Source organism: Enterobacter sp. MG-EB028 (assembly GCF_056673305.1).
This window is the reverse complement of the sequence record NZ_CP195079.1, coordinates 2,193,362-2,215,221: the sequence shown is the minus strand read 5'-3', so window position 1 is coordinate 2,215,221 and position 21,860 is coordinate 2,193,362. Positions and strand designations below refer to the sequence as shown.

Annotated in this window: 19 protein-coding genes; 11 read left to right on the top strand and 8 right to left on the bottom strand. The window is 57.4% G+C overall.

The genetic code is table 11. The annotated features are described in order from the left end of the window. Positions 1 to 49 precede the first annotated feature (49 nt). Both oqxB and oqxA read right to left on the bottom strand, forming a co-directional pair. Positions 50 to 3,202: a multidrug efflux RND transporter permease subunit OqxB gene (oqxB, locus tag ACR42C_RS10565; protein WP_116340225.1), complete on the bottom strand. Its 3,153-nt coding sequence runs from the start codon at positions 3,200 to 3,202 to the stop codon at positions 50 to 52. 24 nt (positions 3,203 to 3,226) lie between these two features. After that, on the bottom strand, positions 3,227 to 4,402 hold the full coding sequence (oqxA, locus tag ACR42C_RS10560) for a multidrug efflux RND transporter periplasmic adaptor subunit OqxA (protein ID WP_163329133.1): 1,176 nt from the start codon (positions 4,400 to 4,402) through the stop codon (positions 3,227 to 3,229). Between the two features lie 333 nt (positions 4,403 to 4,735). Between oqxA and ACR42C_RS10555 the strand changes: the two genes are divergently transcribed. Together ACR42C_RS10555 and ACR42C_RS10550 are read left to right on the top strand one after the other, a co-directional pair. After that, a complete protein-coding gene (locus tag ACR42C_RS10555) occupies positions 4,736 to 5,089 on the top strand; it encodes a helix-turn-helix domain-containing protein (protein ID WP_116340230.1) in 354 nt (117 codons plus the stop codon). Positions 5,090 to 5,157: 68 nt separating this feature from the next. Next, positions 5,158 to 5,475, top strand: coding sequence for a YebG family protein (locus tag ACR42C_RS10550; RefSeq protein ID WP_116340232.1), 318 nt, complete (start codon positions 5,158 to 5,160; stop codon positions 5,473 to 5,475). An 80-nt stretch (positions 5,476 to 5,555) separates the two neighbouring features. On the opposite strand, the gene catA is transcribed toward ACR42C_RS10550, so the two are convergent. Together catA and ACR42C_RS10540 are read right to left on the bottom strand one after the other, a co-directional pair. Next, on the bottom strand, positions 5,556 to 6,233 hold the full coding sequence (gene catA / locus ACR42C_RS10545) for a type A chloramphenicol O-acetyltransferase (RefSeq protein ID WP_320719626.1): 678 nt from the start codon (positions 6,231 to 6,233) through the stop codon (positions 5,556 to 5,558). A gap of 114 nt (positions 6,234 to 6,347) precedes the next feature. Beyond that, complete coding sequence (locus ACR42C_RS10540) at positions 6,348 to 7,232, bottom strand: LysR family transcriptional regulator (protein ID WP_479985098.1); 885 nt, start codon at positions 7,230 to 7,232, stop codon at positions 6,348 to 6,350. Positions 7,233 to 7,347: 115 nt separating this feature from the next. Between ACR42C_RS10540 and ACR42C_RS10535 the strand changes: the two genes are divergently transcribed. The 8 genes from ACR42C_RS10535 to clcB all read left to right on the top strand — a co-directional run bounded on the left by ACR42C_RS10535 (position 7,348) and on the right by clcB (position 15,764). Next, complete coding sequence (locus ACR42C_RS10535; RefSeq protein WP_479985097.1) at positions 7,348 to 8,475, top strand: alpha/beta hydrolase; 1,128 nt, start codon at positions 7,348 to 7,350, stop codon at positions 8,473 to 8,475. Positions 8,476 to 8,523: 48 nt separating this feature from the next. Then, positions 8,524 to 9,708 carry an MFS transporter gene (locus ACR42C_RS10530; protein ID WP_479985096.1) on the top strand — a complete coding sequence of 395 codons (1,185 nt, stop codon included), beginning with the start codon at positions 8,524 to 8,526 and terminating at the stop codon, positions 9,706 to 9,708. Positions 9,709 to 9,905: 197 nt separating this feature from the next. Further along, complete coding sequence (locus tag ACR42C_RS10525; protein WP_116341139.1) at positions 9,906 to 10,649, top strand: YoaK family protein; 744 nt, start codon at positions 9,906 to 9,908, stop codon at positions 10,647 to 10,649. 269 nt (positions 10,650 to 10,918) lie between these two features. Next, a complete protein-coding gene (osmY, locus tag ACR42C_RS10520; RefSeq protein ID WP_116340238.1) occupies positions 10,919 to 11,629 on the top strand; it encodes an osmoprotectant ABC transporter permease OsmY in 711 nt (236 codons plus the stop codon). A gap of 18 nt (positions 11,630 to 11,647) precedes the next feature. Beyond that, on the top strand, positions 11,648 to 12,547 hold the full coding sequence (gene osmX, locus ACR42C_RS10515) for an osmoprotectant ABC transporter substrate-binding protein OsmX (protein WP_420094872.1): 900 nt from the start codon (positions 11,648 to 11,650) through the stop codon (positions 12,545 to 12,547). A gap of 8 nt (positions 12,548 to 12,555) precedes the next feature. Further along, positions 12,556 to 13,203, top strand: a complete 648-nt coding sequence (gene osmW / locus ACR42C_RS10510; RefSeq protein WP_316379023.1) for an osmoprotectant ABC transporter permease OsmW — start codon at positions 12,556 to 12,558, stop codon at positions 13,201 to 13,203. Further along, positions 13,203 to 14,351 carry an osmoprotectant ABC transporter ATP-binding protein OsmV gene (osmV, locus tag ACR42C_RS10505; protein ID WP_479985095.1) on the top strand — a complete coding sequence of 383 codons (1,149 nt, stop codon included), beginning with the start codon at positions 13,203 to 13,205 and terminating at the stop codon, positions 14,349 to 14,351. Before osmW ends, osmV begins: the two co-directional genes overlap by 1 nt. 102 nt (positions 14,352 to 14,453) lie before the next feature. Then, the gene (gene clcB, locus ACR42C_RS10500; RefSeq protein ID WP_479985094.1) at positions 14,454 to 15,764 is read left to right on the top strand and encodes a voltage-gated ClC-type chloride channel ClcB; all 1,311 of its coding nucleotides are present in this window, start codon (positions 14,454 to 14,456) and stop codon (positions 15,762 to 15,764) included. On the opposite strand, the gene bioD is transcribed toward clcB, so the two are convergent. The 3 genes from bioD to ACR42C_RS10485 form a co-directional block, all read right to left on the bottom strand. After that, positions 15,699 to 16,394 (bottom strand): dethiobiotin synthase, encoded by a 696-nt coding sequence (bioD, locus tag ACR42C_RS10495; protein ID WP_116340249.1) that lies wholly within the window; start codon positions 16,392 to 16,394, stop codon positions 15,699 to 15,701. The two genes, clcB and bioD, sit on opposite strands and share 66 nt — an antisense overlap. Before the next feature lie 130 nt (positions 16,395 to 16,524). Continuing rightward, positions 16,525 to 17,745, bottom strand: coding sequence for a sugar metabolism global transcriptional regulator Mlc (gene mlc, locus ACR42C_RS10490; RefSeq protein WP_045401244.1), 1,221 nt, complete (start codon positions 17,743 to 17,745; stop codon positions 16,525 to 16,527). A gap of 129 nt (positions 17,746 to 17,874) precedes the next feature. Continuing rightward, the gene (locus ACR42C_RS10485) at positions 17,875 to 18,771 is read right to left on the bottom strand and encodes a LysR family transcriptional regulator (protein WP_116340251.1); all 897 of its coding nucleotides are present in this window, start codon (positions 18,769 to 18,771) and stop codon (positions 17,875 to 17,877) included. Between the two features lie 121 nt (positions 18,772 to 18,892). On the opposite strand from ACR42C_RS10485, the gene ACR42C_RS10480 reads away from it, so the two are divergent. Beyond that, the gene (locus ACR42C_RS10480; RefSeq protein WP_479985093.1) at positions 18,893 to 20,146 is read left to right on the top strand and encodes an MFS transporter; all 1,254 of its coding nucleotides are present in this window, start codon (positions 18,893 to 18,895) and stop codon (positions 20,144 to 20,146) included. Positions 20,147 to 20,220: 74 nt separating this feature from the next. Here ACR42C_RS10480 and ACR42C_RS10475 read toward each other — a convergent pair whose 3' ends face one another. Next, a complete protein-coding gene (locus tag ACR42C_RS10475) occupies positions 20,221 to 21,612 on the bottom strand; it encodes an APC family permease (RefSeq protein WP_116340255.1) in 1,392 nt (463 codons plus the stop codon). Between the last annotated feature and the right edge of the window lie 248 nt (positions 21,613 to 21,860).

The window sequence follows — 21,860 nt, the reverse complement described above, 5'->3', positions numbered from 1 at the left end:
AAAAACCGCCTTTACGATAAAGGCGGTTTTTTTGTTATCTGCGATATCCCTACGCGGGCAGAACCTCTCTTTCCACTTTGCCGCGCGTCACAAACTTACGCAGCGTCACGTAGAATACCGGTGTCAGGAACAGGCCAAACAGCGTTACGCCGAGCATCCCGGAGAAGACCGTGATCCCGGTGACGCCACGCACTTCTGCGCCCGCGCCGTGGCCGAGGATCAGCGGAATGGTCCCGGCGATAAAGGCGATGGAGGTCATCACAATCGGACGCAAACGCAGGCGGCACGCTTCAAGCGCAGCTTCCATGATGCCTTTGCCCTGAATTTCCAGCTCGCGGGCAAACTCCACGATAAGAATCGCGTTTTTACACGCCAGCCCCATCAGCACCACCAGCCCCACCTGCACGAAGACGTTGTTATCGCCACCGGTCAGCCAGACGCCAAACAGTGCGGAGAGCATCGTCATCGGCACGATGAGGATCACCGCCAGCGGCAGCGTCCAGCTTTCATACAGCGCCGCCAGCACCAGGAACGCCAGCAGCACCGCGACCGGGAAGACGATCAGTGCCGTATTACCCTGGGTGGCCTGCTGGAAGCTCAGGTCCGTCCATTCTATGTTCATCCCGTTCGGCAGGATTTGCTTAGACATCGCGTCCAGCTGCGTCATCGCCTGAGCGGACGAGAGCACGCGCGGGTCGGCATCGCCGATCAGATCTGCCGCCGGGTAGCCATTGTAGCGGATCACCGGGTCCGGCCCGTAGGTGGTCGTGATTTTTACCATGCTGCCAATCGGCACCATTTCGCCCTGACTATTCCGGGTGCGTAAATTCGCAATATCCTCCACGCTGTCGCGGAACTGCCCGTCTGCCTGCGCCATCACGCGCCAGGTACGCCCGAACTGGTTGAAGTCGTTCACGTACGACGAGCCCAGATAGGTTTGCAGCGTACCGAACAGATCGGTCAGCGACACGCCCTGCGCTTTTGCCTTATCGCGGTCAACCTGCACGTCCAGCTGCGGAACGTTAGCCTGGTAAGTGGAGATTGGGAAATGCATTCCCGGCGTCTGCATAATTGCACCGGACATGGTGTTCACCGCGTTTTGCAGCGCACCATAGCCCAGGCCCGCGCGATCCTGAATGTACAGCGAGTAGCCCGATCCCTGGCCCAGGCCCAGAATCGGCGGCGGTAGGATGGAGAAACCAAAGCCCTGCTGGATTTGCGCGATTTTGGCGTTGATCTCCGCGTTAATTTCCGCCGCTGAGTGCTTGCGCTGGTCAAACGGCTTCAGGCCAAAGAAGACCGTCCCGGTATTCGGCGTGTTGGTGAACTGCAGCGCGTTCAGCCCTGGAAACGCGACCGCGTAATCCACGCCTTCGGTGTTCATGCCAATTTCGCTCATTTTGCGGATCACCGCGTCGGTGCGGGCCAGCGACGAGCCTTCCGGCATCTTCACGCCGCCAATCAGGTAAAGCTTATCCTGGGTCGGAATAAACCCGCCGGGCACCGCTTTAAACATGACGCCCGCGGCACACAGCAGCAGAAGATAAACCACAAACACCGCGCCGCGTCGGCCAAGCGTTTTGCCCACCAGCCCCTGATAGCCGTTCGAGCTACGATGGAAAAAGCGGTTAAACGGACGGAAAATCCAGCCGAACAGGCGATCAATAAGCCGGGTCGGGAAGTCTTTCGGCGCGCCGTGCGGTTTTAACAGTAGCGCGGCCAGCGCCGGAGAGAGCGTCAGCGAGTTGATGGCGGAGATCACCGTGGAAATCGCGATCGTCACCGCAAACTGCTTGTAGAACTGACCGGTAACGCCGGAGAGGAACGCCATCGGCACGAACACCGCGCACAGCACCAGCGCAATCGCGATAATCGGCCCGGAGACCTCACGCATCGCCTGATGCGCCGCCGCAAGCGGCGCAAGCCCCTCTTCGATATTTCGCTCGACGTTTTCCACCACCACGATGGCGTCGTCCACCACGATGCCGATGGCCAGCACCAGCCCGAACAGGCTGAGGGTGTTAAGCGAAAAGCCCAGCAGATAGAGAATGCTGAACGTCCCCACCACCGACACCGGCACCGCGATCAGCGGAATGATCGACGCGCGCCAGGTTTGCAGGAACAGGATCACCACCAGTACAACCAGCACCACCGCTTCCAGCAGGGTTTGCACCACCGCACGGATGGAGTCGCGCACGAAAACCGTCGGATCGTAAGGTGCCGCCCATTTCATATCTTCCGGGAAACGGGTGGACAGTTCCTCCATTTTCGCGCGCACCGCGTTAGACAAATCGATGGCGTTTGCTCCCGGTGACTGGAAGATACCAATCCCGACCGCGTCTTTATTGTTAAGCTGGGAACGCAGCGCATAGCTGCCGGAACCCATCTCGATACGCGCCACGTCGCGCAGGCGGACGACCGAACCGTCCTCCGACGTTTTCAGGACAATGTTGCCAAACTCTTCTTCGGTATGCAGACGGCCCTGAGCGTTAATGGAGATCAGGAAATCGCTCTCTTTCGGCAGCGGCTCGGCGCCAAGCTGCCCGGCGGACACCTGCACGTTCTGCTCCTGCATTGCCGTGACCACGTCCGAGGCGGTCAGCCCGCGGGCTGCAACCTTGTTCGGGTCCAGCCAGATGCGCATGGCGTATTCACCGGAGCCAAAAATCTGGATCTGCCCGACGCCGGGCAGACGCGCCAGCTCGTCCTTCACCTTCAGCGTGGCGTAGTTGCGCATGTACAGTGAATCGTACTTACCGTTGGGCGAGAACAGATGCACCACCAGCGTAAGCGTTGGCGACTGCTTCTGCGTCGTGATGCCCAGGCGCCGCACGTCTTCCGGCAGACGCGCCTCGGCCTGCGCTACGCGGTTTTGCACCTGTACCTGCGCCTGATCCGGATCGGTACCCGGACGGAACGTGACGGTAGTGACCAGCACGCCGTCCGAGCCGGCGACGGATTTCATGTACATCATGTTCTCGACGCCGTTGATAGCCTCTTCCAGCGGCGTCGCCACGGTCTCGGCAATCACTTTCGGGTTGGCGCCCGGATACTCTGCGCGCACCTGCACGCTTGGCGGTACGACGTCAGGATACTCGCTCACCGGCAGCAGCGGGATGGCGATTAATCCTGTGATAAAAATCAGAATCGACAGTACGGCAGCGAAAATGGGCCTGTCGATGAAAAAGCGGGAAAAGTCCATGGGAAGGATTCTCAGGTCAAGTGATCAGTTGAGGGCGGCGCTGGCGGTCATGGCGACGGTTTTCGCGTTCACCGGCATACCCGGCATAAACACTTTTTGTAAACCGTCGACGATGACTTTATCGCCAGGTTTCAGCCCCTGCTGCACGATGCGTAAACCGTCGGCCAGACGCCCCGGCGTAATATCGCGACGCTGCGCTTTGCCCTCTTTATCCACGATATAGACATACTTGCGATCCTGGTCAGTCAGCACCGCTTTGTCGTCGATAAGCATCGCCTGGAATTCTGCGCTGCCCGGCAGGCGAACGCGGGCAAAAAGTCCCGGCGTGAACTGGCGCTGCGCGTTATCCAGCAACGCGCGCATGCGGATCGTACCGGTACTCGGCGTGAGCTGATTATCCAGGAAGTCCACTTTACCCTGATGGGGGTAGCCCTCCTCGCCGGCAAGGCCGATCTCAACCGGTAGCGCCGTATGATGGCTGGACGCCCCCTGCCCGCTGCGCGCCAGATTTTGATAGTGAAGATAGGTTGACTCATCCACGTCAAAGTAGACGTAAACCGTCTTTTGCGAGACAAGCGTGGTGAGTACACTGGCGCTGTCGCCCGCGGAGACCAGATTGCCGCTGGTGATTAACGCCCGGCTGGCGCGGCCATCAATAGGTGCCGTCACTTTGGTAAAGTCGAGATTCAGCTGCGCGGCGTCTACCGCAGCCTGGGCTGCGCGAATATCGGCCTGTGCCTGGATGGCGGCCGAACGGCGCTGCTCCCACTCTTCACGGGATACCAGGTTGGTATTGATTAATTTATCGGTACGGTTAGCCTCGCTTCGCGCCAGGCTGGCCTGCGTTTTGGCCCTTTCCAGCGTCGCCTGCGCCTGCTCCAGCGCGGCGCGATAGGTTCGGTCATCAATCGTGAACAGCACCTCGCCCTTTTTCACTTCCTGGCCGTCGGTGAAATTCACTTTGTCGATGTAGCCAGAGACGCGGGGGCGAAGCTGCACGCTTTCCACAGCTTCAATCCGGCCGTTAAAGCTATCCCACTGGCTAATGGATTTCACAACCACGTCAGCAGCATTGACGGCAGGCGCGGGCGGCGCGGCGTTTTGCGCGACGCTGTCATCACATCCGACAAGCAGCACGGAGAGCAGCATCGCTCCCAGCGCATTCAGATGATAGTTTCCCCAGGTTTTTTGCAGGCTCATTATTTTTATTCCGGTAATTGTAGCCGCCGGGCAAGACGCAGCGGGAGGCGCTGCGCCACTTCCTTTGTCCGGGCTGGCTTAAGGCCATTTGTGTCGTTCATCGCCACAAAACTGTAACAGTTTCGAATACACTATCGCGGCGATTGTAGGAATGCGCCTAACTAAGTGCAAGAATAATTGTTGCACTTTATGTGCTATTTGCGTCGACGATAAAAGGCCCGTTTCGGGCAAGGATTTAAATGCAACAATAAAACTTGCAATTACCGTAAAACCAGGCCACCTTAAAGTGCAACAAACAAAGATACTTTTCTATCGCTGCGTGGGGGAAACCTGATGAACACTGGCGCATTTATGCATGATTTACTCGACTGGATCGATAACAACCTCGACAGTCGCCTGGACATTGAGACCGTCTCCAGACGCTCCGGCTATTCGAAATGGCACCTCCAGCGCCTGTTCAAAGAGCACACGGGCTACCCCCTCGCCGGATATATTCGCGCGCAAAAGCTGCAAAAATCGGTTGAACGCTTAGCCCACAGCGATGAGCCCATCCTGAACGTGGCAATCGCGCTCGGTTTTGACTCTCAGCAGTCCTTCAACCGCAGCTTTAAGCGTCAATACGGCCAGGCTCCGGGCGCATGGCGACGCAGTATCGGCAGCCGTGAAACCCAGCCGATGCACCAGTAGTCACTTTTTACTGCAACATCATCCCGGATCTGTTATACTGTATATAAATACAGTATGAGAGGTGCGTGATGGCTGTTGAAATAAAATATGTTGTCGTAAGAAAAGGTGAAGAGAAAATGACATTTGCCAGTAAGAAAGAGGCTGACGCTCACGACAAGCTGCTCGATATGGCAGACGCGTTCACCGACTGGCTGTTGCAAAGCGGAATGCAGATGGATGAAAACCAGGCTGAAGATCTTGGTCTGTATCTCGCCGAGCAGAAAGAGACCGTGCAGCATATTCTGCGCACCAGCAAGCTCCCTGCTCCCGATGCCCCAACGGCTGACGATAAAGCCGAGCCAGCTGAAGCTGACAGTAAAAAAATCAGAGCGGTAAAAGCTGCCTGATCGCCTCATCGTCACCGAGCCTGACGCCGTAAGCAGCATGCTGCTTGCGGCTTTTTTTATTAACGTCAGCGCCTGGCGCATCACGCACCGGATTGCGCCGAGTGGCGCGGCAAGGCATCGATCATCGCCTGTAGCTCATTGTACAGTCTTGCCACATGGAAACCATCGCACACGGAATGATGAACCTGAACGGCGAGGGGCAATAATACTTTGCCATCTTGTTCGTAGTATTTTCCAAGCGTAAACATAGGGGCAAAAAAGTTCTTCATGTGTGCAACGTTGACGTTAAAGCTGGTAAAACTTACCCAGGGAATACCTGATATGAAAAAGATATTCTCCCGGGATTCTTCTTTAGGCCAATAAGCAAGATTATTACCGTAGCGTGCAATGTCTTCAGTATAGGTGTTCTGGAAGTGCTGAATATTGCCATCGTAATGGCTCCATAATGATGAAAAGGTCTCTGTTTCATTATGGAAAATAGTATAGTTTGGATGGACTTCGTTCCATATAATAAGCTCATTGTCCTTCATAGCCATACGGAATTCCGGATGACTGTTGACGATTTTCGAAATGAGAAAAATAATAGTCGGGTAAAATTTCCAGCCAACCGCTTTGATATGTTTTAACAGCGCAGTAATATCAATTAAAACCGTCTGATTAAATGTCGATTGAGCAAAGCCCTGAAATATCTCAAAATGTTCTTTCCTTGCCCAACGAGATAAGTCAACGGACGTATATTTCGGGAGTGTTTTTTTCATTTTTTAACTCTTAATGAGCCATTACATATCTGATGTTAGCCTAATTTTTTTTCATCAATCAAGCAATCAGACGTCCGTGGAGACAATGTCGCCGAATAACCGCTATCGCAGTAATCAAATTTTCAGCGTATCAATCACCGCTCTCAGCGCGGGCGACACGTTGCGGTGCGGGTAATAGAGATACAGTCCATCCATGCGCAGGCTGTAGCGTTGTAATACCCGGATAAGCGTTCCTCGCTCCAGATCGTCAACCACCAGCTCCAGCGGGACATAGGCCAGCCCCAGCCCCAGCCGGGCGGCTTCGGCTTCCATATAGCTGTCCGACAGCGCCCACTGCCCTTCTGGCCGATGGGTGATTTTTTTCCCGTCCTGAACCAGCTCCCATTGATAATCACTGCCATCGGCAAACTGATAGGCAATACAGGGATGAGCCGCCAAATCGGCTGGCGTCTGGGGAAAACCGTAGCGCCTGAAGTGTCCCGGGGCGGCCACGACGGCCATTTCCATGTCAGGCGTGATGCGCACCGCAATCATCCCCGGCCCCACCTCCGGCCCCAGCCTTACTCCGGCATCAAACCGCTCGGTGATAATGTCAACGAAGCGGCTTTCATTCATCAGCTCCAGCCGGATATCCGGGTAACGCTGTTTAAAGATGGCTAGCTTTGGCAGCAGACATTTGTCGATGGCGTGCTGACTGGCGTTGATGCGCACCGTACCTGACGGCGTTTGACGATAATGTGCCAGGGTCGCCAGGCCCGAATCGAGCGCATCGAATGCGGATCCGGCGGTCTGATAGAGCTGTTCCCCGGCGTGGGTGAGCGACAGCTTGCGCGTGGTGCGAACAAGAAGCTGGACGCCCAGCCGCTCCTCCAGCTCGCGAACCGAGCGGCTGATGCCGGACTGCGCCAGCCCGAGCCGTTGCGCAGCCGCCGTGAAGCTCCCCTCACGCACCACCTGCATAAACAGGTACAGCTCATTATAGTTTTCTCGCTTTGCCATCCTGTCCCGCCAATTCATAACAATATGATATTAATCCTAGCACGTTTTAGCCTCTAATCAGCACTATTCCTGCTAACTATAATGACCGCAACACAACAGCACAGGGGATCTTTTCATGAAAACATTCACCCAAAAATTGTCCGTTGCGATGCTGCTTTGCGCATCATTAAGTGGAGTGACAACAATGAGTTATGCAGAAACCACCAACCCAAACGCGCCTGTTTCGATGGTCACCGCCTGGGATAAAACCTTCGCCGAGAGCGACAAGGTCGACCACCGCAAGGTGTCCTTCCAGAACCGCTACGGAATTACCCTGGTAGGCGATCTTTATCTTCCTAAAAACCGCGGCGACGGTAAGCTGGCGGCGATTGCCGTCAGCGGGCCATTCGGCGCGGTCAAAGAGCAGTCCAGCGGCCTCTATGCGCAGACTCTGGCGGAAAAAGGATTTGTGACCCTGGCGTTCGACCCGTCCTATACGGGCGAAAGTGGCGGCCAGCCGCGCAACGTCGCGTCTCCGGACATCAACACCGAAGACTTTAGCGCCGCGGTAGATTTCCTGGGACAGCAGAAAGAGGTCGACCGTAACCGAATCGGTATTCTTGGCATCTGCGGCTGGGGCGGTATGGCGCTGAATGCGGCATCCATGGATACGCGCGTGAAAGCCGTCGCCACCAGTGTAATGTATGATATGAGCCGGGCGATGGGTCACGGCGTGGGCGACGGGAAAGATCGTTATTCAGCGGCGGATCGCCATGCTGTGCTGCAATACCTGAACGAGCAACGCTGGAAGGATGCCGAGAGCGGCACCTTTGCGCAGGGTGGCCATGACATTTATGTTGACGAGAATGGCAAAGTGACCGCGGCCGAGCGTATTCTGCCAGAAGCCTTGCCTGCCGCTCCGCATCCGGTTCTGAAAGAGTTTTACGATTACTACCGCATGCCGCGCGGCTTCCATGCGCGTTCCGTTAACTCAACCGGCGCATGGACTGCGACGATGCCGCTCTCGTTCATGAACATGCCGCTCCTGAGTTATGCCGGGGAGATCGCTATCCCGACGCTTATCGTCACCGGTGAAAAAGCACACTCCCGCTATTTCGCCGAAGATGCGTTTAAAGTAGTCGGCAGCAAGCAGAAAGAGCTGGTGATTGTCCCGGGCGCAAACCATGTCGATCTCTACGACAATGCCGCCGGGAAGATCCCGTTTGCTCAGTTTGAACAGTTCTTCAAAACCAGCCTGAAATAAACCCCTCTGCCGCCCGTATTGACGGGCGGCCCTGCGCGAAATCTGACTATGTCCACATTAAACCACGCTACCTCACAGCATGAGGAACCTGCGCACTGGGGCGGTATTTTTGCCATGACCCTCTGCGTATTCGTCCTGATTGCCTCAGAATTTATGCCCGTAAGCCTGCTCACCCCGCTTGCCGGAGATTTAGGCGTTACGGAGGGGCTTGCAGGCCAGGGTATTGCCATCTCCGGCGCGCTGGCGGTACTGACCAGCCTCTTCCTCTCCCGGCTTGCCGGGAATATGAATCGTAAACACCTTCTGCTGGGCATGACGATACTGATGGCTCTCTCGGGGCTGATTATTGCCTTTGCACCGAACTATCCGACGTATATGACCGGCCGCGCGCTGATCGGCATCGCCATCGGCGGGTTCTGGTCCATGTCTGCGGCAACGGCTATTCGTCTTGTTCCCTCGCATCAGGTCACTCGCGCGCTGGCTATTTTCAACGGCGGTAACGCGCTGGCAACGGTGGTCGCCGCCCCGCTTGGCAGCTACCTGGGGGCCACCATCGGCTGGCGCGGCGCCTTTCTTTGCCTGGTGCCCGTGGCGGTAGCGGCATTTATCTGGCAGTGTTTTAGCCTGCCGGATATGAACGGGCGTAAAAACGGTGCGTCAGGCGACAGCGTCTTTCGGCTGTTCCGCCAGCCCGTCATTTCCGTCGGTCTGATGGCCTGCGGCCTGTTCTTTATGGGGCAGTTTACGTTGTTTACCTACGTACGCCCTTTTCTTGAGACCGTCACGCACGTCAGCGCCTCCGGGCTGTCGCTGATTTTGCTCACCATCGGGATTGCCGGTTTTGTTGGCACCCTGCTCGTTGCGCTGGTCCTGAACGCGGCGTTTTACCTGACGTTGATAGCCATTCCACTGCTGATGGCCGCCATCGCTGGCGCGTTGATTCTGACCGGGCAAAGCGTGTGGATTGTTGCCCTGCTGTCAGGCCTGTGGGGAATGCTGGCGACGGCGGCACCGACGGGCTGGTGGACGTGGATCGCCCGAACACTGCCGGAGAGTGCCGAAGCGGGCGGGGGGTTGATGGTCGCGGTGATCCAGCTCGCCATTGCGCTGGGTTCAACGGCGGGCGGTATAGCGTTCGATCGTCTCGGCTGGCAGAGCACGTTTGCCCTGAGTGGAATATTGCTCCTCAGTGCGGTCGTGCTGACGTTTATGCTTTCACGTCTCCACCGATAACGCGGCGGGGATAAAGGGAACGGAAATAACGGCAGGGTTTTAATTATTCACATCCACACCTTGAGCAAGGATATTTTATTTAATTACTAAACCCTGATTGGCGTCAGAGGGAATAATAATTAAGCCATATCCTGGACAGCCCGTTGCACCGCTTTGCTAGCCTGACTATTCAGGCAAAGCTCAACCCGGAGGTATTCTTGCTGATTAGACTCAAGAAAGAACGAACGCATAAGGAGGATCGCCGGCTTGCTCTCTGGCTGGCGACCTCGGCAGGTTTACTGAACGCCATCGCCCTTGGGGCGTTTGGCTTCTTCCCCTCTCACATGACCGGCAACACCTCACAGTTATCCAGCGAAGTCTCCTCCACCGATCTGAGCGATATCATTTTCTTTGGCTCGATCATTCTCTCCTTTGTTGCAGGCGCAATCCTTGCGCGTCTCATTGTGTTATGGGGGATTATCCATAATATCCGGCTGGTTTTTTGCCAAATCCTTTTCGTCGAGGGGATATTATTGACCGGCGTATCTCTCTACGAAATGTATTTCCACGCCCTCACGAGCAACCGCGAGATTATTATTTTCCTGTGCGGCCTGATGGGCATTCATAATTCGACCTCGACGCAGCTCTCCGGAGGGCGGGTAAGATCGACGCACATTACCGGCACCCTGACGGATGCGGGAATATCACTGGCCTCCGTGCTGGTGGCGATGCTTCGCAGGGATTACTCGAAGGATACCGCAGCGCAAAAAAGTCAGCTCAAGACCCACTTAACCACCCTTTTCTCGTTTATTACGGGCGGTATCGCGGGGCTGCTGCTGTTCAGGTGGATTGGGTTTAACGCCATGCTGGCGCTGGGGCTGATGCTCGCGATTGTAGCCATTTTTTCTATCATTAGCATCTCGGTTCGCGTTCGCCGGGTTCGTGCCTCCCTCTGTAAATAACGATGACATCGGCGTAAGGGCCCTGTATTTTGTGACACTGTCACTTGTGCAAATTCGCTTTAGGACTATTCTGCCTGACACGCAACCAGCCCTTACGCCGTAAGGCTTTAATTAAGGTTGTCACTAATTTCATAGGGTTACTGATTTTCCCCCTTCGCTGGAACCCTTCCCAAACGCTTGCTATAGCTCAATTACCCCTGCCGAAACATGGCATAACAACAGGCAACCGGTGGTTGCTATAACGCATGCGCACAGGGAGACACACCGCAATGCACCCATTACTCAAACGTTCACTGCTGTTTGTCGGCGCCATTATCGTGGTCCTCGCCCTCCTCGTCTGGGGTATTGGGCTTGAGACAATCAAGGCGCGACAGGTTGACCTGATTTACCTCGGGCAACAGCACATGATTCTGGTTTTCTCCTCGATGTTTTTTGCCCTGCTGGTGGGCATTCCGGCCGGGATTCTGCTGAGCCGACCGGCCGCGCGAGGCGTCGCCGAATATGTGATGCAAATCTTCAACGTCGGCAACACCCTGCCCCCGCTGGCGGTGCTGGCGCTGGCGATGGTGGTGATTGGCATCGGCGATACGCCTGCCATCATCGCCCTGTTCCTCGCCTCGCTGCTGCCGATAGTGCGCAATACCTACGCCGGGCTGTGCTCGGTCCCTGCGTCGCTGCTGGAAGCGGCAAACGGGATTGGGATGACCAAATGGCAGCGCCTGCGCCAGGTTGAACTGCCCAACGCATGGCCGGTCATGCTCTCGGGGATCCGCATCGCCACGGCCATTAACGTCGGTACCGCTCCGCTGGCCTTCCTGATTGGCGCCAGCAGCTACGGCGAGCTGATTTTCCCGGGCATTTACCTGAACGATTTCCCGACCCTGATCCTCGGCGCGGCGGCCACCGCTCTGTTCGCCCTGATCCTCGACACCCTGCTGGCCGCGCTGGGTCGCGTGATGAGCCCCCATCTCGCTCGATAACAATAACAAGGAGCTTCTATGAGACTGTTTTCCAGCCTGACGGCGCTGTGTGCCGCGGCGCTGTTCACCGGCCAGGCGATGGCAGCCCCGCTGATTCTGGCGACCAAGAGCTTTACCGAGCAGCACATTCTCTCGGCGATGACCGTGCAGTACCTGCAAAAAAAAGGCTTCCAGGTTCAGCCAAAAACCAATATCGCCACGGTGATCTCCCGCAACGCGATGATCAACAAGCAGATTGATATGACGTGGGAGTACACCGGTACGTCGCTGATCATCTTCAACCACATCAATAAGCGCATGTCGCCTCAGGAATCTTACGAGACGGTGAAGCGCCTCGACGCGAAGCACGGTCTGGTCTGGCTCAACCCCGCCGACATGAACAACACCTATGCCTTCGCCATGCAGCGTAAGCGCGCCGAGGCGGAGCATATCAACACCATGTCGGAGATGGTGGCGAAGATTGAGCAGATCCGTAACACCAACCCGGACAAAAATTGGCTGCTGGGCTTAGACCTGGAGTTTGCCGGGCGCAGCGACGGCATGAAGCCCCTGCAGGAGGCCTATAAGCTGGATCTGGACCGCCCGCAAATCCGCCAGATGGACCCCGGCCTGGTCTATAACGCGGTGCGCGACGGCTTCGTTGACGCCGGCCTGGTATACACCACCGACGGGCGCGTGAAAGGATTCGACCTGAAGGTGCTTGAGGATGATAAAGGCTTCTTCCCGAGCTACGCGGTCACGCCCGTGGTGCGTAAGGACACGCTGGAGGCCAATCCCGGTCTGGAAGAGGCGCTCAATACCCTCTCTGCCCAGCTCAACAACGACGTTATTACCGAGCTGAACAAAAAGGTGGATATCGACCATCAGTCACCGCAGCAGGTCGCCCGCGATTTCCTGCGTAGCAAACAGCTGCTATAGGAGGCGCTATGGATACCGTTCACTACATTCTGGACAACTGGGACTATCTGTTAACCCTGACGCTGCAGCATCTGTGGCTGGTGGCGCTGGCCGTGGGCTTAGCGATTCTCATCGGCGTCCCGCTGGGCATTCTGATTGTCCGCCACAGGTGGCTGGCGACGCCGGTGCTGGGGATAGCCACCATCGTGCTGACCATTCCGTCTATCGCGCTGTTTGGCCTGATGATCCCGCTGTTTTCGCTGATCGGTCAGGGGATTGGTGCCCTGCCCGCCATTACGGCGGTGTTTCTTTACTCGCTGCTGCCGATTGTGCGTAACACCCACACGGCGCTCGACAGCCTGCCGCCGGGCCTGCGCGAAGCCGGACGCGGCATTGGCATGACGTTCTGGCAGCGTCTGCGCTGGGTGGAAATTCCGATGGCGCTGCCGGTGATTTTCGGCGGGATTCGCACCGCCGTGGTGATGAACATCGGCGTGATGGCAATCGCCGCCGTGATTGGCGCGGGTGGGCTGGGCCTGCTGCTGCTTAACGGCATCGGCGGAAGCGATATTCGCATGCTGATTGCGGGCGCGTTGATGATTTGTCTTTTAGCGATTGTACTCGACTGGCTGCTGCACCGTCTGCAGGTGGTTCTGACTCCGAAGGGGATTCGATAATGATAAAACTGGAAAACCTCACCAAACAATTTTCACAAAAGCACGGCCAGACCTTTAAGGCCGTCGATAACGTCAACCTGAACGTGCCTGAAGGGGAAATGTGCGTCCTGCTCGGCCCGTCCGGCTGCGGGAAAACCACCACCCTGAAGATGATTAACCGCCTCATCACCCCAAGCAGCGGGAACATCCTGATTAACGGCGAGGACACCAGCGGGATGGACACCGTGACATTACGCCGCAACATCGGCTACGTGATCCAGCAGATTGGCCTGTTCCCGAACATGACCATTGAAGAGAACATCACCGTCGTGCCGCGCATGCTGGGCTGGGATAAAGCGCGCTGCAAAACCCGCGCCGAAGAGCTGATGGACATGGTGGCGATGGATCCGCACAAGTTCCTTCACCGCTATCCGCGCGAGATGTCCGGCGGCCAGCAGCAGCGTATCGGCGTCATCCGTGCCCTGGCGGCGGATCCTCCGGTACTGCTGATGGATGAACCGTTCGGCGCGGTGGACCCGATCAACCGCGAGGTGATCCAGAACCAGTTTCTGGAAATGCAGCGCAAGCTGAAAAAAACCGTCATGCTGGTGAGCCACGATATCGACGAAGCTCTGAAGCTCGGCGACCGTATTGCGGTGTTCCGTCAGGGGAAAATCGTGCAGTGCGCCAGCCCGGATGAACTGCTGGCGAAACCGGCGAATGAGTTTGTCGGCTCGTTTGTCGGTCAGGACCGCACGCTGAAGCGCCTGCTGCTGGTCTCCGCGGGAGACGTCACCGACCAGCAGCCGACCATTACGGTGCGGGGCTCTACTCCGCTTCCCGAAGCTTTTGCGACCATGGATGATAATGATATTCGTGCCGTTACGGTGGTCGACGAGCACGGCAAACCGCTGGGCTTTGTGAAGCGTCGCGAAGCGCGTAACGCCAGCGGCACCTGTGCCGACATTCTGCATCCGTTCCGCATGACCGGCAAGGCCGAGGACAACCTGCGCGTGGTGCTTTCCCGTCTGTATGAGAGTAATGCCAGCTGGATGCCGATCGTGGATGAGGACGGGCGCTATAACGGCGAGATTTCGCAGGACTATATTGCCGAGTACCTGAGCTCCGGGCGTACGCGTCGGGCGCTGAATATTCATAGCGACAGCTAACCTTTCTGGCCGGGCATCGCCCGGCTTTTTCGCACGCAGACCTTTTGCTAACCCCGCGTTTTCCCGCCACAATATCGTATCGTTCCCGTTAAAACGCGACCCATGCAACGTCTTCATACCTACCCCGACATCCGCGCGATGTTTCGCCGACTGCTGATTGCCACCGTAACTGGCGTGCTGGCCGCGCTGGCCGTTGCGGCGTTCCGCCACAGCATGTACCTGCTGGAGTGGCTGCTTCTGAGCAACGACAGCGGCAGCCTGGTGAATGCCGCCGCGTCGCTCTCACCCTTGCGACGCGCGCTAACGCCTGCGCTTGGAGGGCTGGCTGCCGGACTGCTGCTCTGGGGATGGCAGCGCCTGACCGCCCAGCGTCCCCACGCCCCGACCGATTATATGGAAGCGCTGGAGACCGGCGACGGTCAGTTTGACTACGGCGCCAGCCTCGTTAAATCCCTTGCTTCGCTGCTGGTCGTTGCCAGCGGAAGCGCCATCGGCCGGGAAGGTGCGATGATCCTGCTTGCCGCCCTCGCCGCCTCCTTTTTCGCCCGTCGTTTTACGCCCAAATCGGAATGGAAGCTCTGGATCGCCTGTGGCGCCGCCGCCGGGATGGCCAGCGCCTACCATGCACCGTTAGCCGGAAGCCTGTTCATCGCTGAGATTCTGTTTGGCACGCTGATGCTGGCCTCGCTCGGTCCGGTGGTGATTGCGGCGGTGGTGGCGCTTCTCACCACGCAGCTTCTGGCTCCGGGCGCCGGTACGCTCTACGTGGTCCATCTGAGCGGTATTCTCACCGCGGCCGATTATGCTCTGCTGGTCGCCATGGGCCTGCTGGCGGGTCTCTGCGGGCCGCTGCTGATGTGGCTGATGGCCTTCAGCCACGGACTTTTCCTGCGCCTCAGGCTTTCGCCACCGTGGCAGCTGGCGCTCGGCGGCTTGATCGTCGGGCTGTTGTCTCTCATGACGCCGAAGGTGTGGGGGAATGGCTACAGCGTGGTTCAGGCTTTTCTGCTCGCCCCGCCGCTGCTGTCGGTGATTGCCGGGGTGTTCATCTGTAAGCTGCTGGCGGTACTGGCGAGCAGCGGTTCGGGCGCGCCGGGCGGGGTGTTTACGCCCACGTTGTTTGTCGGCATGGCAACGGGGATGCTGTTCGCGCAGCTGTTCGCACTATGGCTGCCGAGCTCTGAGACGGCGATTCTGCTGGGGCTGGCAGGAATGGCAACGCTACTTGCCGCGACCACGCATGCGCCCATTATGTCGGCGCTGATGGTCAGTGAAATGACCGGGCAATATTTTTTACTGCCCGGTTTACTGGTCGCCTGCGTGATGGCGTCCGTGCTGTCGCGGACGCTACGCCACGACTCGATCTACGGTCAACACGCCACCGAGGGCAGAGAGATCGATGTACTGCGCTAGCTCGCGCTGCTCGGCGCGTGGCAGATAAGGCAGCTCGCCCACCAGCGGACCAGGCAGCTTGGTGCTCAGCACGTCGATGATTTCAGCGTAGTGCGCGAGGCCCGGATTAATGCGATTTGCCACCCAGCCAATCAGCGGCAGGCCGTCATTGGCAATCGCCTGCGCCGTCAGCAGCGCATGGTTGATGCACCCTTCCTGAATACCCACTACCATCACCACCGGCAGTTGCTCCTGCACGACCCATTCGGAGAGCGGACGCAGGTCATTCATCAGGCTGCGCCAGCCGCCCGTGCCTTCCACCACCACGTGATCAACCTGCTCGCTCAGGTTCGCCAGCCCGTCGGACAACAGGGAGTAGTTAATCAGGCCGCTGTGCGCCACGCTGCTCTCCTCTTCGCTTAACGCAATGGGATTGACCGCGTGATAAGGCAGTTCCAGCGACGAGACGCTTTGCAGCACCAGGGCGTCTTTATTACGCAATCCCTCTGGCGTCTCTTTACTCCCTTTTGCGACCGGTTTGAACCCTGCAACGCGTCTACCGCTTGCTGCCAGCGCCTGCAGCAACGCGCGGGATACGACGGTCTTGCCGACAGAGGTATCTGTACCAGTAACAAAGAAACGCTTAAGCATGACTCACTCCACCTCTTGGGTATGCTTCGAAAATATAAACCAGGTAAATAATTCAGTGGAGGAAGTCTACGGGATGCGTGCGCTACCCGGCTTGAGATAGCGCAATTTTTCTTACATCTGCAAAAAAGAGTTAACCCTGTAACAGGCGGATAAGCAGCGAGCCGTTGTACATAGCATCTTTGACCAGCGCCGCACCGGCCATCGTTCCCTGGTTGGAAAACTGAGTGCTTTCTACCGCAATATTTTTGCTGTAGGCGGGAAGCGACTGCTGCTGAATACAGGCCGTAATCGCCGGAAAAAGGATCTCCGCCGCCTGGCTGAGCGGTGAGCCAATCAGGATTTTTTGCGGGTTAAAGAGGTTCACCATGATAGCCAGAATGCGGCCAACGTTATTCCCCACTCCGGTAATGATGTCCTTCGCCAGCAGATCGCCCTGGCGCGCGGCGGCGCAGAGGGAGTCCACCGTTAAGGGCTGGCCGTGCAGCGAGGAGCTCATGGACTGACTGAGCCGGACCTGCGCCAGTTCCAGCACGCTTTCCACGCTGGCAATCGTCTCCAGACAACCGTGATTCCCGCAGTAGCAGCGCTTACCGTACGGGTCGACCTGGGTGTGGCCGATTTCCACCAGGCTGCTGCTTCCGGCGTGGAGAAGACGACCGTCGGTGATCACCCCCGCCCCGACGTTATGGTCAATGACCACCTGAATGACATCCCGCGCACCGCGAGACGCGCCAAACAGCGCTTCCGCCATCGTCCAGGCGCTAATGTCGTGCTGAATATAGACTGGCACGCCGGTATGGTTTTTCAGCACCTCACCCAGCGGCATCTCTTTGACGTCGTCGTAAAACGGCATGCGGTGCACAATGCCGTTTTCGGTATCAATAATTCCCGGCATGGTGATGGCAATCGCCGTCAGGCGCTCAAGCCGCTGCTGATGGCGGATAAAGAAGCGATCGATGTGCGAGACAATCGCGTCAAGGAGCGGCTCCTCGGCATTGAGCGGTAGCTCAAGCCGGTCTTCCACCACCAGCTTGCTGCTGAGATCGCGCAGCGCAAGGAAGATCTCTCCGCGGCTAATGCGCAGTGAGAGGTAGTGCCAGGCTTCCGTCTCAACTACCAGCCCGACCGCCGGACGGCCACGGCTGCCCGGCTCCTGAATTTCCGTCTCCTGAACCAGGTGCGCTTCCAGCATTTCGCGGACAATCTTGGTGATACTGGCAGGTGCCAGCTGTGCCAGGCGCGACAGATCGATACGCGAAACCGGACCAAGCTGATCAATCAGGCGATACACCGCGCCAGCATTGGTCTGCTTAATCTGATCAATATGCCCTGGCTGACTATCAGCAACCACCTCGTACTCCCTTATTTTCGAGCTTCGAAATAAACTATTGGCTATGGTGAAGCACTTCCATGGGTGTCGTCAAATATTTACTTAGCCATGTGATTTACCGCACATTTTTACCCGTTTTCCCGGGAAAAATCAGGCTGCGGAGGCCTGGATTAACTGCTGTTTGAAGCGCTGCGCAGCATGACTCTGTTCGCGATGTTTTGACCACACCAGCCACATCTCCGAAACGGCATCCTCTTCGGCAATGGCAACCCAGCGCATTTCGCGCAGCTGTACCCGCTTAAAGGAGGCCGGGAGTATCGACACGCCCAGCCCGGCGGCGACCAGGCCAATAATGGTCATCGCCTCTCCCACTTCCTGGGTAATGACCGGCGCCAGATCGTAGCGGCGCATCAGCCCCAGAATATCGTCATACAGACCCGTTCCGACCTGCGGGTCAAAAAAAACAAACGGCTCTTTTGCTAGTTCTGCCAGCGAGACCGCCGGACGCGACGCCAGCGGGTGATCGAGCGGGATCATGGCCATTAGCGGTTCGCGCAGGATCACCTCCCACGCCAGCGTGTCCGGCAGCTGGGTATTACGCATCAGCCCCAGATCGAGCGCACCTTCATTCAGCGGCGCAATCTGCTCGCGGGTATTAATTTCGCGCGTCTGAATATGCACATCCGGAAAATGACGGCGGAATGACGAGAGCGTCTGCGAGACGGCGCTGATAAACGGCGCGGACGAGGTAAACCCGATTCGCAGCTCTCCGGCTTCCCCGAGATAAAGCCGTTCCGCCCGGGCGGCGGCGTCATCGACCATGCTCAGGATTTGTCGGCTGTCGATCAGAAACTGCTTCCCCGCCGCCGTCAGGCTCACGCTGCGGTTGGTGCGGGCCAGAAGGCGCGCCCCGACCTGCTGTTCCAGGATCTGAATCTGCTGGCTTAAGGGTGGCTGAGAGATATTCAGCCGCGCCGCCGCGCGACCAAAATGCAGCTCCTCAGCGACGGCGACAAAGTAGCGAAGATGACGCAGCTCGATATTCATATTTTTAAGGTATCATTTGAGATTATTAATATATTAGACAGAATATTTACATTTTCCTACCCTGAACAGGTGGTCATACCCGTCACCAGAAATCACGGGGATGTTTAAGCAAGGAAACTGTGTGAGTCGTACAACTACTATTGATATCGATCCGGCAAGAGATATCAATGATTTACCCGCAGCACCGCAGCCGGTCCAGTTCATTAAACGTGGTACCCCCCAGTTTATGCGCGTCACGCTGGCGCTCTTCTCCGCCGGTCTGGCAACATTTGCCCTGCTCTATTGCGTTCAGCCGATCCTGCCCGTTCTCTCGCACGAGTTTGGCGTATCGCCTGCCAGCAGCAGCGTTTCACTCTCTGTTTCTACCGGCATGCTGGCGATTGGCCTGCTCTTTACCGGGCCGCTGTCCGACGCCATTGGCCGTAAACCGGTGATGGTAACCGCCCTGATGCTGGCCTCGGTCTGCACGTTACTCTCGACCATGATGACCAGCTGGCACGGTATTCTGGTAATGCGCGCGCTGATTGGACTCTCGCTCAGCGGCGTAGCGGCGGTCGGGATGACCTACCTCAGCGAGGAGATCCACCCGAGCTTCGTTGCCTTCTCTATGGGGCTCTACATCAGCGGGAACTCGATTGGCGGCATGAGCGGACGCCTGCTGAGCGGGGTCTTCACGGACTTCTTTAGCTGGCGTATTGCGCTGGCGGTAATCGGGTGTTTTGCGCTGGCATCGGCCCTGATGTTCTGGAAAATCCTGCCGGAATCGCGCCATTTCCGCCCGACCTCTCTGCGGCCGAAAACGCTGTTTATCAACTTCCGCCTGCACTGGCGCGACAAAGGTTTGCCGCGACTGTTTCTGATGGGATTCCTGCTGATGGGCTCCTTCGTGACGCTGTTTAACTATATTGGCTATCGCCTGATGCTCTCGCCGTGGCATCTAAACCAGGCCGTTGTAGGTTTGCTTTCCGTGGCCTATCTCACCGGCACGTGGAGCTCGCCGAAAGCCGGGGCGATGACCGCGCGCTTCGGCCGCGGCCCGGTCATGCTGTTCTTCACGGTGGTGATGCTGGTCGGCCTGCTGCTGACGCTCTTCACCTCCCTGTGGCTGATTTTTGCCGGAATGCTGCTCTTCTCCGCAGGATTCTTCGCCGCACACTCGGTCGCCAGCAGCTGGATTGGCCCGCGCGCGCGTCGCGCCAAAGGTCAGGCATCGTCGCTGTATCTGTTTAGCTATTACCTGGGTTCCAGCATCGCCGGGACCCTCGGGGGCGTGTTCTGGCATCACTACGGCTGGAACGGCGTGGGCGGGTTTATCGCGCTGATGCTGTGCGCTGCGCTGCTGGTGGGAGCAAGTCTTCATAAACGTCTGAGATAGTAAGCCTGCGGGCTGATGCCCGGTAGATGAGCGATCCCGATAAACGGCACCAGCGTACTGGTGCCGTTTCACGTTCAGGAATCCCAGGCCTGCTCTATCTTACCGGCTTCAAACTGCGGAGGCGGTTTGCGGAAACGGCGCGTTAGCCATGCCAGGTAAAGGACCCCCAGCGCCGCCCAGATGAGGCCAAGCGTCAGGGACGTCGCTTCGAGGTTTATCCATAGCACGCCGACCGTTACGGCACCAATGAGTGGCAGCAGGAAATAGTGGAACCGATCTTTCCACGTTTTGTTCAGCCCCTTACGCCGCCAGAAATGGTTGTACACCGAGAGATTAACAAACGTAAACGCCACCAGTGCGCCAAAGTTGATCAGCGCCGTCGCGGTCACGAGATCAAAGTAAAGGGCCGACAGTGCCACTATCCCTACCATAATGACGTTCAGAGCCGGAGTCCGCCATTTCGGATGCACGTAACCAAACACCCGCTCCGGAAAGACGTTGTCACGCCCCATCACATACAACAAGCGTGAGACGCTGGCGTGCGAGGCCAGGCCTGAAGCGAGCGTATTCACAAACGTGGTACACAGAAATACCGACTGGAAGAGCTTGCCGCCTACGTACAGCGCAATTTCCGGCAGTGCGGCGTCCGGGTTCTTGAAGCGCGCGATCGTCGGGAAAAAGAGCTGCATGAAAAACGAGGCAACAATGAATATCAGCCCGCCATACAGTGCAGTCAGGAAAATGGCTTTGGGAATCACCCGCGCCGCGTTTGGCGTCTCTTCTGACAGCGTGGTGACCGCGTCAAAGCCGAGGAAAGAGAAGCAGACGATAGTCGCGCCGGTAATAATCGGGATCAGGTGGGCGTTCTCGCTGATAAACGGCTGCAGCGACCAGACGGTGCCGACGCCCTCACCCTTGTGCAGGCCATGTACCACGAGTATGACAAACACCACCATGATGGCGATCTGCACCAGCACAAACAGGGTGTTAAAGTTGGCGACCAAATTAACGCTCTTCAGGTTCGCCAGCGTCAGGATCGTCACAAACCCCACCACCCAGACCCACGGTGGGACTTCCGGGAACAACGCGGAAAGGTAGATCTTCGCCAGCAGCACGTTGATCATCGGCAGGAAGAGATAGTCCAGCAGCGATGACCAGCCGACCATAAAGCCCAGATGGGGTCCGATCGATTTCTGCGTGTAGGTATACGCAGAGCCCGCTTCCGGGAACTGACGCACCAGTTTGCCGTAGCTGATGGCGGTAAACATAACGCCCGCCAGCGCCAGGAGATACGAGGCGGGCACGTGGCCATTACTGATACCGGACACAATGCCGAAGGTATCAAACACGGTCATGGGGGTGAGGTAAGCCAGGCCCATCATGACCACCTGCCAGAGCTTGAGGGAACTGCGCAGCCGGGTTCTTCCGGCCATGCCCGGCGAGTCAAGAGAGGTGTTAGTCGCCATAAACCGTCCCCCCCATGCTTACCGTGGTTTGCAATCGCGTTGTCCTTAACGCAAACCTGCTTAGCAAAGGGGGTAGTTGTAAAGAACATACGCGATCGTACCAGCGCAGCATCTCTCGCTCGCACTCACAGCAGGCGCCTGACTGGCCCCCTTCGCCCTGCGGATAGTTGAACATCTGCATCATTTCCTACCTCGTCACACAGTGTCGTTAAGAAAATCCCTGTGCCGCCTGCGCTCCATAACGCGAC